We start from the raw sequence: 15284 nt of genomic DNA on the forward strand, positions 1-15284 counted from the left end.
GAGGATCAGATCTCGTCGCGGCAGCTAAGAAGGAGCAGACCGACGCGCACGCGGCCAGGCTAGCACCGCCCCGCGAGGCGACACACCCCGGGCGCGGCTACGCGACCAGCCCGTTCTCGTAGGCGTAGACGACGAGCTGCACGCGATCGCGCAGGCCGAGCTTGCCGAGGGTGCGGCTGATGTGCGTCTTGACGGTCGCCTCGCTGAGGAACTCGGCGCGGGCGATCTCGGTGTTGCTCAGACCCCGGGCCGCGTGATGGAAGATCTCGCGCTCGCGATCGGTGAGGGTCGCGAACTCGGCCGGAGTCTCACGGCCGCTGCCGGCCGCACCGAAGTGCTCGAACAGCTCGCGGGTGGCGGAAGCGGCGACGACGGCCGTGCCCGAGTGCACCGTGCGCACCGCAGCGAGCAGGAACCCGGGCTCGGTGTCCTTGAGCAGGAAGCCGCTCGCCCCGGCCCGGATCGCCCGGGCCGCCGCCTCGTCGAGGTCGAAAGTGGTCAGCACCAGGATGCGCGGAGCCTCGACGCCCCGGTCCGCGGCGTCGGCGAGGATCCGCCGGGTCGCCTCGATGCCGTCGACACCCGGCATGCGGATGTCCATCAGCACCACGTCTGGAGCGAGCCGCGCCACGAGAACCGCACCCTCGGCTCCGTCGGAGGCCTCGCCCACGACCTCGAGGTCGGGCTGCGACCCGAGCAGCATGCGGATGCCTGCGCGGAAGAGCGCCTGGTCGTCGACCAGAACGATGCGGATGGACTCGGTCATGCGGTTCGGCCTCCAGTGGCGATGGGCGGAGCAGTGCCGACGTCGCGGGCGGGCGACGCGGCGGAGGGGAGGCGAGCGTCCACGACGAAGTCCTCCCCCACGGAGCGGGCGGCCAGGGCGCCGCCGACGAGAACGGCGCGCTCGCGCATACCGACCAGACCGTGTCCGCCGCCGGAGCCGGGCTCACTCTCGACTCCGGAGCGGCGCGCGTTGCTCACCCTCAGCGTGAGCTCGTCCTCCTCGCGCCGGAGCGCGATCTCGATCGGCGAGCCGGGGCGGCCGTGCCGGAGCGCGTTGGTGGTCGCCTCCTGCACGATGCGGTAGAGAGCGAGCCCGACGGCGCGGGGCACCTCGTCGAGGTCGAGCTCGAGGTCGGCGCGGACCGGGGCGCCGGCGCTGCCGACGCTCTCGAGGAGCGCGGGCAGGTCGCGGGCGCCGGGCTGGGGACCGTCGGTCTGGGAGTGGCGGAGCTGAGCGAGCAGCACTCGGACATCGCCGAGCGCATCTCGGGCGACCGTCGAGATGGTCAAGAGAGCCGCGTCCGTCTGCTCCGGGCTCGACGCGCCGAGATAGCGGGCGCCGTCGGCCTGGGCGATCACGACCGCCAGGGAGTGGGCGACCACGTCGTGCATGTCGCGGGCGATGCGGTTGCGCTCCTCCACGGCGTCGAGCTCGCGCTGGGCCCGTGAGCGCTCCTGTTCGGCCTGAGCGCGGAGGGTCTGCCCCTCGCGGGCGCGGCCGACGGCACGCGAGAGGAGGCCGACGGTCCACGAGAGGCCGAAGGTGGCGAGGATCCCGCCTGCGGTCGCCGTCACCGTGAAGGGAGCGTCGGCGGTGCCCGAGAGCAGGTCGTAGACGACGATCAGGTAGGCCACGGCGACGACGGAGCCGAGGACGGCGGAGACCGCGCCGGCGGTCCGCACGCGGCGCGACGTCGACGCTCCGGTGCCGAAGAGCACCACCAGGATCGCGACGTCGGCCGGGCTCGGCGAGAGCTGCAGGCTCATCTGCAGCGCCGCACCGAACCACGCGACGGCGAGAGCGAGCGGGGGCGAGCGGCGGTGCAGCACGAGTGCGACGGCGAAGACACCCGAGAGCAGGATCTGCATCGCCTCGCCCGTCTCGGTGAACGGGACCGCAGCGATGAACAGGAGCACGAGGCCCTGCCCGCCCGCGATCCCCACCGAGAACGGATCCTGGGGACCCGCGACCCGGGTGACGAGGGCCTCGACCCGGTCGTCGGGACCGATCGGCGCACGCAGAGCCAGGACGAACACGAGGACTTGGGCGCCGCTCAGGAACGAGGCGACGAGCAGCGCCACGACCGCGAGGACGAGGAACTCGACGTGGGTGGGAAGAGCGGACAGGCCCGCGGTGCCGGAGAGCTCGAACGCGACGACGATCCCGCCGGCGCCGGCGAGGACGAGACCGCCCACGAGGGCGAGCGCCCGGGTCCACGGCCCCAGTCGCCGCGTGGTCTGCCACAGCACGAGTAGACCGACGAGCACGCCGTCGACAGGGATGCCGCCGATCTGGATCCCCCCAGCGGTGAGCACTCCGACCGCGACGAGGGACGGGGCGAGGGCCGGGAGCAGCGCGGCGACCGCGAGCGCGAGGGCCACCAGCAGGGAGCCGGGGAGCCGCTCCGGCGGGAGCAACCCGATGAGCGCGAGTGCGAGGTGGAGGCCGGCGAGGACCACTCCGGCGATCGGCAGTGTCGCCGGTCGGTCGGAGAAGGCACGCATGGAGTCCACGCTACGGGTCCGCGCACCGCGCGGAGTCGTCCGGCAGGGTGATCGGCGTCCTCCGGGAGACGGCGGGCGCGCGGCGGCGGGTCGGGGCCCGATACCGGCTCCGCACGGTCAGAAGCCCAGTCGCCCCAGCAGCTTTGGATCGCGCTGCCACTCCTTCGCGACCTTCACCCGGATCGACAGGAACACGCGGCGCCCGAGGAGACGCTCGATCTGCTCCCGCGAGACCGCACCCACCTCGCGCAGACGCTGTCCGCCCTTGCCGATGATGATGCCCTTCTGGCTGTCGCGCTCGACGAAGACATTGGCGTAGATGTCGATCAGCGAGCCGTCCTCGCGCTCGACCATGTCGTCGAGCGTGACGGCGAGCGAGTGCGGCAGCTCGTCCGAGACACCCTCGAGCGCCGCCTCGCGGATGAACTCGGCGACCCGGGAGAACAGGTCCTCGTCGGTCACCGCCTCCTCCGGGTACAGCGCGGGTGAGACCGGCATCAGACGCAGCAGCTCCGCGGCGAGCAGGTCGAGCTGCTCGTCCGTCACGGCCGAGATCGGCACGATGGTGTCCCACTCCCGCAGCTCCGAGACGGCCAGGAGCTGCTTGGCGACGGACTTCTTCGACGACAGGTCGACCTTCGAGACGACGGCGACCTTGCGCGCCCGGGGGAAAGCGTCGAGCTGCTCGTTGATGAAGCGGTCGCCAGGGCCGATCGGTTCGTCGGCGGGGAAGAGCATCCCGATCACGTCGACGTCGCCGAGCGTCGAGGTGACCAGCGAGTTCAGCCGCTCGCCAAGGAGGGTGCGCGGCCGGTGGACGCCGGGGGTGTCGACGACGATGAGCTGCCCGTCCGGGCGGTGCACGACTCCGCGGATCGCGCGCCTCGTCGTCTGCGGCTTGGAGCTGGTGATCGCGATCTTCTCGCCGACCAGGGCGTTGGTCAGCGTCGACTTGCCCACGTTCGGGCGGCCGACGAACGACACGAAGCCCGCCCGGTGCGGTGCGGTGCTGGGAGTGTGGTCTGTCATCGTGCGTCCTCGTTCCGATCGCCCGCGCTCGCGGCTCCGCGGGTGGGAGCCGTGCTCGGGCTGGGGGTGGTGGTGCCGCCGTCGGCGATGATCGCGACGGGGCCGGTGCCGGGCTCGCCGACGGTGTCCAGATCGGGATCGCGGCGGACGATCACCGTAGAGATGGTGCCACGACGCGGATCCGCCTGCTCGGCCTCGAGGATCACGCCGCCGATGCGGGCGGTCGCGCCACGCTCGGGCAGGCGCCCGTAGGCCTTGGTGAGCAGGCCGCCGACGGAGTCGACGTCGTCGTCCTCGAGGTCGAGCTCGAACAGCTCGCCCAGCTCGTCGACGGGCAGGCGCGCCGAGACACGGTAGACCCCGGGCGACGTCTCCTCGAACAGGTCGACCTCGCGGTCGTACTCGTCCGAGATGTCGCCGACGAGCTCCTCGATCAGGTCCTCGAGCGTGACGAGACCGGCGATGCCGCCGTACTCGTCGACGACCATGGCCAGGTGGTTGGACTCGAGCTGCATCTGTCGCAGCAGCTCGTCGGCCTTCTTCGACTCGGGCACGAACAGCGCCGGCCGGGCTAGCTCCGCGACCGTGTCGGAGTCATCCGGCCGCTCGTACGTGTGCCGGGCGACGTCACGGAGGTAGAGCACCCCGAGAACGTCGTCGACGCCCTCGCCGATCACCGGGAGCCGCGAGATCCCGCGGCTGAGCAGGAGGCCCATGCCGGCGCCCACCGAGGAGGTCGCCTCGATCGTCACCATGTCGGTGCGCGGCACCATCACCTCGCGGACGAAGGTGTCGTTGAACTCGAAGATGGAGTGGATCAGCTCGCGGTCGTCCTGCTCGAGCACATCCTGCTCGGTGGCCTCGTCGACCATGCTCAGCAGCTGCTCCTCGGAGGAGAACCCGGCCGATCGGCCGGTGCCCGGCGTGACACGGTTGCCCAGGGCGACGAGGCCGTGCGCGACGGGGCCGAGCGCCACCCGGAGCACGTGCACGAGAGAGGCGCTCGTGCCCAGCACGGCGCGCGCGTGCGCTCGACCGACGCTGCGGGGGCTGGAGCCGACGAGCACGAATGAGACCGCGGCCATGATCAGGACCGCGAGCAGCAGAGCCAGCCAGAGCTGAGCGACCTCGACCACGAGCACCGTGGTGACGAAGACGGCGGCCGTGGTCTCGGCCGCGATCCGCGAGAAGTTGACGACGTTGACGTGGGCGCTCATGTCGCCCGCGATCGCCCGGAGGGCGCGCGCACTGCGGGAGTGCTGGGCCATGTCGAGCAGGTCGCTGCGCGAGAGGACGCCGAGCGCGGCGTCGGTCGCGGCGAACCATCCGCCGACGGCGACGAGCGCGAGTGCGGCGATGAGGAGCTGGAGAGTGGGCACGGCGCGCTCTAGCGGCGTCGCTCGCTGATGTGGAAGCCGACAAGGATGTCGCGCTGGATGCCGAACATCTCGCGCTCCTCCTCAGCCTCGGCGTGGTCGAAGCCCAGGAGGTGCAGCAGCCCGTGGGCGGTCAGTAGCTGCAGCTCGTCGAGCACCGAGTGGCCCGCGGCCTCGGCCTGCGTCTGCGCGACCTGAGGGCAGAGCACGATGTCGCCCAGGAGCCCGGCCGGCGTCTGCTCGTCCTCGGTGCCGGGCCGCAGCTCGTCCATCGGGAAGCTGAGCACGTCGGTCGGCCCCGGCTCGTCCATCCACTGCACGTGCAGCTGCTCCATGGCGCCCTCGTCGACGAGCACGATCGCGAGCTCTGCGTCGGGGTGCACGTGCAACGAGTCGAGCGCGTAGCCGGCCAGGCGCAGCAGCGCCGCCTCGTCGACGGGGACGCTCGACTCGTTGTTGATCTCGATGCTCACGGGATGCGGGGTTCCTTCGGTCGGGTCGTGGCGGGCGGGCTCAGCCGCGCGGGGGCTGGCGATCGCCGGACGCGCGGGCCGCGCCTCCGCGGCGCTCGGCCCGGTTGGCGAACTCGCGCGCCTGCTCGCGCTCGAAGTGCTGGGCCTGCTTCTGCTGGTCGTACTCGGTGTACGCATCGACGATGCGGCCGACGAGGCTGTGGCGCACCACATCCTCGCTGGTCAGGCGCGAGAAGTGGATGTCGTCGATGTCGTCGAGCACCCGTGTCACGAGGCGCAGGCCGCTGGCGCCGGTCGGCAGGTCGACCTGGGTGATGTCGCCGGTGACCACCATCTTCGAGCCGAAGCCGAGGCGGGTGAGGAACATCTTCATCTGCTCGGGTGTGGTGTTCTGCGCCTCGTCGAGCACGACGAACGAGTTGTTGAGGGTGCGGCCGCGCATGTAGGCGAGGGGCGCGACCTCGATCGTGCCGGCCGCGAGCAGCTTCGGGACGATCTCGGGGTCCATCATCTCGTTGAGCGCGTCGTAGAGCGGCCGCAGGTACGGGTCGATCTTGTCGGTGAGCGAGCCGGGCAGGTAGCCCAGCCGCTCCCCCGCCTCGACCGCCGGGCGGGTGAGGATGATCCGCTCGACCTCCTTGCGCTGCAGCGCCTGCACGGCCTTCGCCATCGCCAGGTAGGTCTTACCGGTGCCGGCCGGGCCGATCCCGAAGACGATGGTGTTCTGATCGACCGCGTCGACGTACTCGCGCTGGCCGAGGGTCTTGGGGCGGACACTCCGGCCCCGCGCGGTGAGGATCGCCTGGCCGAAGGCCTCGGCCGGACTCACCGGCCCGCCGTTCTGCAAGATGCGGGCGGACTCGCGCACGCCCTCCGGATCGAGGTCGTGCCCGCTCGCGGTCATGCGCACCAGTTCTTCCACCAGGCGCGTCGCGGCGACGACGGGCTCGCGCTCACCCTCGAGCGTCACCTCGTTACCGCGTACGTGCACTCGGACATCGGGGAATCGTCCTTCGACCGCCCGGATGAGGCGGTCCTGAGGGCCGAGGAGTCGCACCATGGCGACCCCGTCGACGGCGACGACGCGGCGCGTCGTCTCGGGAGCATCCGGGCCTGCGGCGGGGCGCTCATCGGGGCTCGCGCCCGTGTTCTCAACCGGTGGCAAGGGAGCCTTCCGTGTGGTGACCGCCCAGGACGTGGGCGTGGACGTGGAACACGGTCTGGCCCGCCTCTGCTCCGGAGTTGAAGACGAGGCGGAACTGACCGTCGCTGTGGGCGTCGGCGAGCGACTGGGCGACCTGCACCATCTCGGCGAGCAGAGCCGGATCGGCCGCAGCGAGAGCGGCGACCGTCGGATGCTCCTGGGTCTTGGGGAACACGAGCAGGTGCACCGGGGCCTGGGGGGCGATGTCGGTGATCGCGAGGATGCGCTCGTTCTCGAACACCACGTCGGCGGGGATCTCGCCACGGGCGATGCGCGTGAAGACGGTGGGTTCGCTCATACAGCCATCTTAAACGGGCCTCGGCCGCGCCTGGCGCTCCGTTCGCCCACGGCGCGCGACGCGCGCGGCCGCGCAGGGCTGTGGAGGAGGCTCACCAGCGGCCCAGCCGCGCCGAGAGCACGGCGATGGCGGCCGGTCCGGCGGTCGAGGTGCGCAGCACGGAGTCGCCGAGCGCGACCGCCTCGGCCCCGGCGGCCGCGAACTGCCCCAGCTCCTCCGGGGCGATGCCGCCCTCGGGGCCGACGACGAGCACCAGGTCGCGCTCGTCGGGCACGAGCGCCGAGAGCCGGGCGGCGGCTCCCGGCTCGAGAACCAGGACCCGCGCCGCGGCGGCGCGGCCGACGACGTCGCTCGTCCGCGCGAGCGGTGCGACCTCGGGCAGTCGGGCGCGGAGCGACTGCTTGCTCGCCTCGCGGACGATGCTGCGCCACCGCTCGCGGCCCCTCTCCTCCTTCACGCCCGACCAGCGAGACACCGACCGGGTCGCCTGCCAGGGGACCACTTCGTCCACACCCAGCTCGGTCGCGGCCTGGACAGCGAGCTCGTCGCGATCCCCCTTGGCCAGCGCCTGCACGAGGACCAGGCGCGGCGAAGGCACCGGCGATTCCTGCACCGACTCGACCACGAGCACCACCCGCGCCGCCTCGGCGCTCTCGACCGCCGCCGTGGCGACGCGCCCGCGCCCGTCGCCCACCCGGACGCTCTCGCCCACGCGGATCCGGCTCACGGTGGCGGCGTGCCGTGCCTCCGCGCCCGTCAGCGCGAGCCGCGACCCGGGCGCGAAGCCGGCGGAGTCGAGCGTCTCGTCGATGTAGTGGTGCGCCACGGGATCAGCCGAGGAACCGGTCGCGGAGTTTGGAGAACAGGCCCTGCTGGAAGTGCGTCAGCGCGGGCTTCTGCGGCTTGTAGTGCTTCGCGAACTCCTGCATCAGCTCGCGCTCGCGGTGGCCGAGCTTGGTCGGGGTGACCACCTGGATGCCGATGCGGAGGTCGCCGCGTCCACTGCCGCGCAGCCGCGTCACTCCGCGGCCCTTGATCGTCACGATCTCGGTGCTCTGCGTGCCGGGTCTGATGTCGATGTCGATGTCACCGTCGAGCGCCGCGAGGGTGGCGGTGGAGCCGAGGATCGCGTCGGTCATCTGGACCTCGAGAGTGCAGAGCAGGTCGTCGCCGTTACGACTGAAGACGTCATGGTGCTTGACCTTGATCTCGAGGTAGAGATCGCCGTTGGGGCCGCCGGCGGGGCCGACCTCGCCGCTGCCGGGCATCTGAAGGCGCAGACCGGTGTCGACGCCGGCCGGCACATCGACGGGGACGGTGCGGCGCGCGCGGACGCGGCCCTGGCCCTGGCAGGTGGAGCAGGGGGTGGCGATGACGGTGCCGTAGCCGCGGCAAGTGCCGCACGGGCTCGCGGTCATCACATTGCCCAGCAGCGAGCGGACCGTGCGCTGGATCTGACCGGAGCCGTGGCAGATGTCGCACGTGATCGGCGAGGTGCCGGGCTGGCAGCAGGAGCCCTGGCAGGTCTCGCAGAGCACGGCGGTGTCGACCTCGAGGTCGCGGTGCGCCCCGAAGATGACCTCGTCGAGCGAGACCTCGACGCGCAGCAGGGCGTCCTGGCCGCGCTCGCGGCGCGAGCGGGGACCGCGTGACGAGCCCTGCGCGCCCTGGCCGAAGAAGGTCTCGAAGATGTCGCCGAAGCCGCCGAAGCCCTGCCCGCCTCCGCCGAAGCCCTCCTGGGGGCCGCGGTCGTACTGCGCACGCTGCTGGGCATCGCTCAGGACGTCGTAGGCGTGGGTGACGAGCTTGAAGCGCTCGGAGGCGTCGGCGCTCGGATTGACGTCCGGGTGCAGCTCGCGCGCGAGGCGGCGGTACGCCTTCTTGATCTCGTCGGCGGAGGCGTCGCGATCGACGCCCAGCACTTCGTAGTGATCGGCCACAGGTGGCTTCGTCCTTCGTTCGTGGGTCGGTGGGCCGGGCGCGGCGCACCCGGGGAACCGGCGGGGACCGGTGGGGTCTGGGGGCTATTCCTCGCCGAGGAGACGGGAGAGGTAGCGGGCGACGGCGCGCACCGCTGCGATGTTGCCGGAGTAGTCCATTCGGATCGGCCCGAGAACGCCCAGGCGCGAGACCTGGCCGCCCCCGGTGTTGTAGCCGCTGGTGAGCACCGAGGTCTCCTGGAGGCCGAAGGGCGCGTTCTCGCGGCCGATCCGCACCGAGATGCCCCGCGGATCGGGAGTCATCTCGGCGAAGAGGCGCAGCAGCTCCACTTGCTCCTCGATCGCCTCGAGCACCGGGTAGATGCTGCCCGAGAAGTCCTCCTCGGTGCGCACGAGGTTCGCTGCTCCGGCCATCACGAGCCGGTCCTGGCGGTTGGCGCCGACCTGCTCGAGCAGGGTCTGCACGATCGGGGTCAGCACGCGGTGCCGCTCGGGGCTGAACCGCTCGGCGACGGAGCCGAGGATCTCGGCCGCCTGCTGGAGGCCGAGGCCGAGCACAGCGGTGTTGAGCTTGGCCCGGATCTCGCCGAGGAGCGCGTCGTCGACGTCCTCCGGAGTCTCAAGGACGCGCTGGTCGACGCGCCCGGTGTCGGTGATGAGCACAGAGAGCAGCCGGCGCGGCGCGAGGGCGACCAGCTCCACATGGCGCAGCCGCGCGGCTCCGAAGGAGGGGTACTGCACCAGGGCGACGCTGTTGGTGAGCTGCGAGAGCAGCCGCACCGTCTTGACCAGCACCTCGTCGAGATCCGGGCTCTGACCGAGGAAGGTCTCGATCGCCTGCCGTTGCGCGGAGGTGAGCGGACGCAGGTCGGCGAGCTGGTCGACGAAGAGGCGGTAGCCCTTGTCGGTGGGCACACGGCCCGAGGAGGTGTGCGGGGCGGCGATCAGGTCTTCTTCTTCGAGCTGGGCCATCTCGTTGCGGATGGTGGCTGCAGACACGCCGAAGGCGTGCCGCTCGACGATCGACTTCGAGCCCACCGGCTCCCGGCTCGCCACGTAGTCCTGCACGATCACACGCAGGACCTGGAGACCGCGCTCCGTCACCATACGACCGACCTCCCGCCGGACTCCGGGTGCCCACGGGCACGCTCCTGTGCGGCGCTGCCGCCGCGCGGAGCCTGGCACTCCGCAACTCTGAGTGCCAATCATAACCGCGACCGAGCCCGGCGAGCGGGGATGTGCGGGGATCGGCCACACCCCCCGCCCGGCGCGGCCTGGGGAGGAGCCTCGCCGTCACCTCCGATCTCCTCCGCACGGACGACTGCGTGCGCCGCCGCCGCATGCCACGATGGACGCCGAGCGCACGGGGGATGCCCGGCGCCGACGCCGGAACGGAGACCATCATGTCGGCCACCCCTCCCCCGCCTCCCGCCTACGGGACGCCCGCCCCGCCGCTGAACCCCGCCGACGAGAAGACCTGGGCGATCGTCACCCACCTCGTCGGCATCTTCTTCAGCTTCCTGCCGTCGCTGATCGTCTACCTGGTTTTCAAGGGGCGCGGTCCGTTCTTGGAGGCGCACGCAAAGTCGGCGCTGAACTTCCAGCTGACCATGCTGATCTGCTACATCGCGGGGACGATCCTGACCGCGGTGTTCGTGGGGTTCCTCGTCCTGTTCGCGGTACCGATCCTGGTGCTGATCTTCGCGATCATCGCGTCGGTCCGAGCGAGCGCGGGCGAGTACTACTCGTATCCGCTCAGCATCCCGTTCTTCAAGTAGGTCGGAGCCGGCCTCGCCGCAACGAGCCGCCAATCCTGGCGCTCCCAGGGATCCTGCTGATCGGGCAGCCGCGGGACGCGAGGCGGCCGGTCCCGGTAGCGGACGGGCAGCGCCTCAGCCGTCGGTGAGCCGCCGGACCACCGCGTCCGCCAGCAGGCGCCCCCGCAGCGTCAGCACGACGCGGCCCCGCAGCGCCGCCCGTCCATCGACCAGCCCGTCGGCGATGAGACCGGCGACCTCGCGCCGACGATCCGGGGCGACCGCGTCGATCGGCAGTCCGTCCGCCAGCCGTGAGCGCAGCAGCACATCCTCGACGCGCCGGGTGACCGCGTCGAGCGTCTCGCGACCGGCCGCCGGTGAGGATCCGGCGCTCAGCCGGTCGGCGTAGGCCGCCGGGTGCTTCACGTTCCACCAGCGCACGCCGCCCACGTGACTGTGCGCACCGGGGCCGACGCCCCACCAGTCGTGGCCGAGCCAGTAGGAGAGGTTGTGCCGTGAGCGGTACGCGTCGTCGCGCGACCAGTTGCTCACCTCGTACCAGGAGTAGCCGGCAGCGGCGAGCCGGGCATCGGCGAGCTCGTACATGTCGGCGGTGAGGTCGTCGTCCGGAGTCGCGAACTCGCCGCGGCGGATCTGCCGGGCGAGTTTCGTGCCGTCCTCGACGATCAGCGCGTAGGCCGACAGGTGGTCGGGGTGGTTCGCGAGAGCGGAGTCGAGCGAGAGCTCCCAGTCGGCGAGCGACTCCCCCGGCGTCCCGTAGATCAGGTCGAGACTGACCTGCAGCCCCGCCTCGCGCGCCCACTCGACCACAAACGGCACGCGCTCCGGATCGTGGGTGCGTTCGAGGGTTGCGAGCACGTGGGGAACGGCCGACTGCATCCCGAAGCTGACCCGGGTGAATCCGGCGTCGGCCAGCGCCCGCAGGTAGGCGGCGTCGACGGAGTCGGGGTTCGCCTCGGTCGTGATCTCGGCGCCGGGTGCGACGCCGAAGTGCCCGCGCAGCCCGTCGAGCATCCGCACGAGATCGCCCGCGGGCAGGAGCGTGGGGGTGCCGCCTCCGAAGAACACCGTCGCTGCCGGGCGCCGCGGCAGGCCCGCGCGCTCAAGGACACCGGCGCCGAGCGCCATCTCGGCGATCGCCTCGTCGGCGTAGTCCTGCTGGCGTGCTCCGCGCAGTTCGGTGGCGGTGTAGGTGTTGAAGTCGCAATACCCGCAGCGCACCCGGCAGAACGGGACGTGCACGTACAGTCCGAGGTCGCGGTTCTCGGCCCCCTCGGCGACCGAGCCGGGCAGGAGTCCGTCGAGGGGGGCCGGATCGGCGAGCGGGAGGGCGCTGCCCACGTCAGCTGACGCGCGCCGGCAGCAGAGCGCGCAGGTACTTCTTGACCTGGCGCTTCTGCACGGCACGCAGCACCGGCGCGCCCAGGCGGTACAGGCGGGTGGAAGGGCGGGAGAAGACACGGATGACGAGCCAGACCGAGTCGTCGGCGCGCCGCTCGACGACGAACGACTCCTCGCCGCTCTCGGGGTGGCCCTCGAGGGTGCCGTAGGCGAAGCCGATCTGGTCGGGCTCGTCGACGACGTAGACGACCCGCACGGGAGCGTCGAAGGTGCGGCCGAGGAGGACGACCTTGAGCACCGCGGTGACACCCGCCGTGATGTAGGGGGTGCCGTCCGGCGCGAAGTGCTCCTCGGTCGGTCGGCTGACCAGATCGATCGGCGTGCCTGCGGAGTCGAAGTTCACGCCGGTGTACTGCACGCCGCTGCCGGTGGAGATGTCGGTGACCTCGATGCCGCTGCCGCGCTGAACGCCCCACGTCATCAGTGAGGCGGAGGTGATGGCGAACCGCTCGTCGCCGGAGCCGAGGCGCGCCTCGAAGCGCTCGGCGGTGAAGCCGTCCGGCGGGTACTCGAGCAGATCGGGCGCCAACGTGCCGCCGACGGCCGCGTAGGTGACCTGCGGCTGGCCCTCGAAGTTGGAGCGGCGGATGCTCACGTCCCGACCTTCTTCCCGGACACGTCGCGCACGGCGTGCGTCGGCTTCGCCCGCCGGGCCGTGCTGTCCATCCGACCCAGACTATCCGACGTGACGGGGAGGCGACGCGGGGGCGGGTGCCCCTACTTCTTGTCCTTCGTCTCGACGTCGCCCGAGAGCGCGGCGATGAACGCCTCCTGGGGGACCTCGACGCGGCCGACCATCTTCATCCGCTTCTTGCCCTCCTTCTGCTTCTCGAGGAGCTTACGCTTGCGGGTGATGTCGCCGCCGTAGCATTTGGCCAGGACGTCCTTGCGCATCGCGCTGATCGACTCCCGCGCGATGATCCGGGCGCCGATGGCGGCCTGGATCGGGACCTCGAACTGCTGCCGCGGGATGAGTTTGCGCAGCCGCCCTGTCATCAGCACGCCGTACGCGTAGGCCTTCTCGCGGTGCACGATCGCGCTGAAGGCGTCGACTTGCTCGCCCTGGAGCAGGATGTCGACCTTCACCAGGTCGGCCTCCTGCGAGCCGGCGGGCTCGTAGTCGAGCGAGGCGTAGCCGGCGGTCTTCGACTTGAGGTTGTCGAAGAAGTCGAAGACGATCTCGCCGAGGGGCATGTGGTAGCGGATCTCGACGCGGTCCTCGCCCAGGTACTCCATGCCGATCAGCGTGCCGCGGCGGCTCTGACAGAGCTCCATGATCGTGCCGACGTAGTCCTTGGGCGCGAGGATCGCGGCCTTAACGATCGGCTCGGTCACAGCCGCGATCTTGCCGACCGGGAACTCGCTCGGGTTGGTGACGGTGACGGTCTTCTTGTCCTCCGTCGAGACCTCGTAGATGACCGAGGGCGCCGTCGTGATCAGGTCGAGGCCGAATTCGCGCTGGAGGCGCTCGGTGATGATCTCGAGGTGCAGGAGCCCCAGGAATCCGCAGCGGAAGCCAAAGCCGAGCGCGACGGAGGTCTCTGGCTCGTACACGAGCGCGGCGTCCGAGAGCTTCAGCTTGTCGAGAGCCTCGCGCAGATCCGGGTAGTCGCTGCCGTCGATCGGGTACAGGCCGGAGAAGACCATCGGCAGCGGCTCGGTGTAGCCGGGGAGCGCCTCGGTCGCGGGCTTGGATGCCGTGGTGACGGTGTCGCCGACCTTCGACTGGCGGACGTCCTTCACTCCGGTGATCAGGTAGCCGACCTCGCCGACCGCGAGCCCCTTGGTGGCGACCGGCTCGGGGCTCGAGACGCCGATCTCGAGGATCTCGTGCGTCGCACGGGTCGACATCATCTGGATCTTCTCGCGCGGCGAGAGCTTGCCGTCGATCATCCGGACGTAGGTGACGACTCCGCGGTAGGCGTCGTACACGGAGTCGAAGATCATCGCGCGTGCGGGGGCGTCGGCGTCGCCGACAGGCGGCGGGATGAGCTCGGTGACGCGGTCGAGGAGCGCCTCGACGCCCACGCCGGTCTTGCCGGAGACGCGGAGCACGTCGTCGGGGTCGCCGCCGATCAGGCTCGCGAGCTCCTTCGCGTATTTGTCGGGATCGGCAGCGGGGAGGTCGATCTTGTTGAGGACCGGAATGATCGTGAGGTCGTTCTCGAGCGCGAGGTAGAGGTTGGCGAGGGTCTGCGCCTCGATGCCCTGCGCGGCGTCGACCAGGAGGATCGCGCCCTCGCAGGCGGCGAGCGAGCGGCTGACCTCGTAGGAGAAGTCGACGTGGCCCGGGGTGTCGATCATGTTGAGGGCGAAGGTGCGGCCGTCGCGCTCCCACGGCATCCGCACGGCCTGCGACTTGATCGTGATGCCGCGCTCGCGCTCGATGTCCATCCGGTCGAGGTACTGCGCGCGCATCGCCCGGTCCTCCACGACCCCCGTGATGCCGAGCATGCGGTCGGCGAGAGTGGACTTGCCGTGATCGATGTGGGCGATGATGCAGAAGTTGCGGAGGGACGCCGGATCGGTCGCGGCGGGCTCGAGGCCGGTGTGTGCACGTGGAGACATCGTGGGACCAGTGTCCCATGCCCGGCGGCGGGGGCCGGGCTACAGCTCGAGCCCATAGGTGCGGGTCGGTTCCACGCCGGGCGGGTTCTCGCGATCGCCGAGCCGGACGAAGCCCATGCTCTCGTAGAGGGCGTGCGCCGCGGTCATCAGGCTGCCGCTGTTCATCACGACCCGGTCGAGACCTCGCTCAACGGCGAGCATCACGACGAACTCGGTCAGGAGGCGCCCGAGGCCGCGCCCGCGCGCCTCCGGATGGACCGCGAGCAGCCGCCAGTCCAGCTCCCCCGGCCGGCCGAGCTCGTAGAGGTTGGCTCCCTGGCGCGCAGTGGTCACGGTGGCGAGCATGCGGCCGTCGACGTCCACAGCGACCCACACCTCGCCCTCACGGTCGTGCCGGGCGACTGCGGCGATGTCGGCCGCATACTCCTCCCCCAGCTCGTAGTCGTGGGCGTATGCGGCGAGGCGCAGGCGTGAGACCTCGTCGTACTCCTCCGCCCAGACCCGGCGGACCAGGACGTCGCCGGGGCTCATGCGCGCACGACCGTGATCGCGCGGCGCAGTGCTGACGCGTCGGGCTCGGTCCTCGCGAGCGGCGCTCCGTCGACCCGCAGCGCGCTCTCGACCGGTCGGCCGACGCCCGCGGGCGGCTCCGTGGAGACGTGGTCGGCGAGACGGGGCACGGTCGTCACGCTACCGGCGCGCCTCC

16 protein-coding genes are annotated in these 15284 nt (G+C 71.3%); 1 reads left to right on the plus strand and 15 read right to left on the minus strand.

What is annotated here, in order from left to right; genetic code table 11:
- Positions 1-97 precede the first annotated feature (97 nt).
- The 10 genes from GSU10_RS08845 to hrcA all read right to left on the minus strand — a co-directional run bounded on the left by GSU10_RS08845 (position 98) and on the right by hrcA (position 9938).
- Entirely contained in the window at positions 98-766 is a 669-nt protein-coding gene (locus tag GSU10_RS08845; RefSeq protein WP_132504189.1) for a response regulator, read from the minus strand.
- Positions 763-2511: a sensor histidine kinase gene (locus GSU10_RS08850; protein ID WP_082845055.1), complete on the minus strand. Its 1749-nt coding sequence runs from the start codon at positions 2509-2511 to the stop codon at positions 763-765. The genes GSU10_RS08845 and GSU10_RS08850 overlap by 4 nt, the downstream gene beginning before the upstream one ends.
- A 117-nt stretch (positions 2512-2628) precedes the next feature.
- Complete coding sequence (gene era / locus GSU10_RS08855) at positions 2629-3540, minus strand: GTPase Era (protein WP_068209771.1); 912 nt, start codon at positions 3538-3540, stop codon at positions 2629-2631.
- A complete protein-coding gene (locus GSU10_RS08860) occupies positions 3537-4919 on the minus strand; it encodes a hemolysin family protein (RefSeq protein ID WP_068209773.1) in 1383 nt (460 codons plus the stop codon). The genes era and GSU10_RS08860 overlap by 4 nt, the downstream gene beginning before the upstream one ends.
- Positions 4920-4927: 8 nt before the next feature.
- Complete coding sequence (ybeY, locus tag GSU10_RS08865) at positions 4928-5389, minus strand: rRNA maturation RNase YbeY (RefSeq protein WP_056044301.1); 462 nt, start codon at positions 5387-5389, stop codon at positions 4928-4930.
- 40 nt (positions 5390-5429) lie between these two features.
- Positions 5430-6449, minus strand: coding sequence for a PhoH family protein (locus tag GSU10_RS08870; RefSeq protein WP_132504419.1), 1020 nt, complete (start codon positions 6447-6449; stop codon positions 5430-5432).
- Positions 6450-6540: 91 nt separating this feature from the next.
- Entirely contained in the window at positions 6541-6891 is a 351-nt protein-coding gene (locus GSU10_RS08875) for an HIT domain-containing protein (RefSeq protein WP_068209776.1), read from the minus strand.
- Positions 6892-6982: 91 nt separating this feature from the next.
- The gene (locus GSU10_RS08880) at positions 6983-7717 is read right to left on the minus strand and encodes a 16S rRNA (uracil(1498)-N(3))-methyltransferase (RefSeq protein WP_132504187.1); all 735 of its coding nucleotides are present in this window, start codon (positions 7715-7717) and stop codon (positions 6983-6985) included.
- Positions 7718-7721: 4 nt separating this feature from the next.
- Complete coding sequence (gene dnaJ, locus GSU10_RS08885; protein WP_068213481.1) at positions 7722-8831, minus strand: molecular chaperone DnaJ; 1110 nt, start codon at positions 8829-8831, stop codon at positions 7722-7724.
- 84 nt (positions 8832-8915) lie between these two features.
- Positions 8916-9938 carry a heat-inducible transcriptional repressor HrcA gene (hrcA, locus tag GSU10_RS08890; protein WP_068213478.1) on the minus strand — a complete coding sequence of 341 codons (1023 nt, stop codon included), beginning with the start codon at positions 9936-9938 and terminating at the stop codon, positions 8916-8918.
- Between the two features lie 296 nt (positions 9939-10234).
- On the opposite strand from hrcA, the gene GSU10_RS08895 reads away from it, so the two are divergent.
- Positions 10235-10609, plus strand: a complete 375-nt coding sequence (locus GSU10_RS08895; RefSeq protein ID WP_132504185.1) for a DUF4870 domain-containing protein — start codon at positions 10235-10237, stop codon at positions 10607-10609.
- A 114-nt stretch (positions 10610-10723) separates the two neighbouring features.
- Here GSU10_RS08895 and hemW read toward each other — a convergent pair whose 3' ends face one another.
- From hemW to GSU10_RS08920, 5 genes are all read right to left on the minus strand, one after another.
- Positions 10724-11950 (minus strand): radical SAM family heme chaperone HemW, encoded by a 1227-nt coding sequence (gene hemW, locus GSU10_RS08900; protein ID WP_068212486.1) that lies wholly within the window; start codon positions 11948-11950, stop codon positions 10724-10726.
- A 1-nt stretch (position 11951) separates the two neighbouring features.
- Entirely contained in the window at positions 11952-12605 is a 654-nt protein-coding gene (locus GSU10_RS08905; protein ID WP_236713674.1) for a DUF1990 family protein, read from the minus strand.
- Positions 12606-12727: 122 nt separating this feature from the next.
- Positions 12728-14578 carry a translation elongation factor 4 gene (lepA, locus tag GSU10_RS08910; protein WP_068212485.1) on the minus strand — a complete coding sequence of 617 codons (1851 nt, stop codon included), beginning with the start codon at positions 14576-14578 and terminating at the stop codon, positions 12728-12730.
- A gap of 39 nt (positions 14579-14617) precedes the next feature.
- Entirely contained in the window at positions 14618-15109 is a 492-nt protein-coding gene (locus GSU10_RS08915; RefSeq protein WP_068212484.1) for a GNAT family N-acetyltransferase, read from the minus strand.
- A complete protein-coding gene (locus tag GSU10_RS08920) occupies positions 15106-15258 on the minus strand; it encodes a hypothetical protein (RefSeq protein ID WP_158286061.1) in 153 nt (50 codons plus the stop codon). The genes GSU10_RS08915 and GSU10_RS08920 overlap by 4 nt, the downstream gene beginning before the upstream one ends.
- Positions 15259-15284 lie beyond the last annotated feature (26 nt).

The organism is Rathayibacter tanaceti (genome assembly GCF_009834165.1).
GTDB classification, from domain to species: domain Bacteria; phylum Actinomycetota; class Actinomycetes; order Actinomycetales; family Microbacteriaceae; genus Rathayibacter; species Rathayibacter tanaceti.

Coding starts and splice junctions, on each gene's coding strand:
- GSU10_RS08895 (WP_132504185.1), top strand. CDS start 10,235: ATGTCGGCCACCCCTCCCCCGCCTCCCGCCTACGGGACGCCCGCCCCG.
- GSU10_RS08845 (WP_132504189.1), bottom strand. CDS start 766: ATGACCGAGTCCATCCGCATCGTTCTGGTCGACGACCAGGCGCTCTTC.
- era (WP_068209771.1), bottom strand. CDS start 3,540: ATGACAGACCACACTCCCAGCACCGCACCGCACCGGGCGGGCTTCGTG.
- GSU10_RS08915 (WP_068212484.1), bottom strand. CDS start 15,109: ATGAGCCCCGGCGACGTCCTGGTCCGCCGGGTCTGGGCGGAGGAGTAC.
- GSU10_RS08850 (WP_082845055.1), bottom strand. CDS start 2,511: ATGCGTGCCTTCTCCGACCGACCGGCGACACTGCCGATCGCCGGAGTG.
- GSU10_RS08870 (WP_132504419.1), bottom strand. CDS start 6,449: ATGGTGCGACTCCTCGGCCCTCAGGACCGCCTCATCCGGGCGGTCGAA.
- GSU10_RS08875 (WP_068209776.1), bottom strand. CDS start 6,891: ATGAGCGAACCCACCGTCTTCACGCGCATCGCCCGTGGCGAGATCCCC.
- hrcA (WP_068213478.1), bottom strand. CDS start 9,938: ATGGTGACGGAGCGCGGTCTCCAGGTCCTGCGTGTGATCGTGCAGGAC.
- lepA (WP_068212485.1), bottom strand. CDS start 14,578: ATGTCTCCACGTGCACACACCGGCCTCGAGCCCGCCGCGACCGATCCG.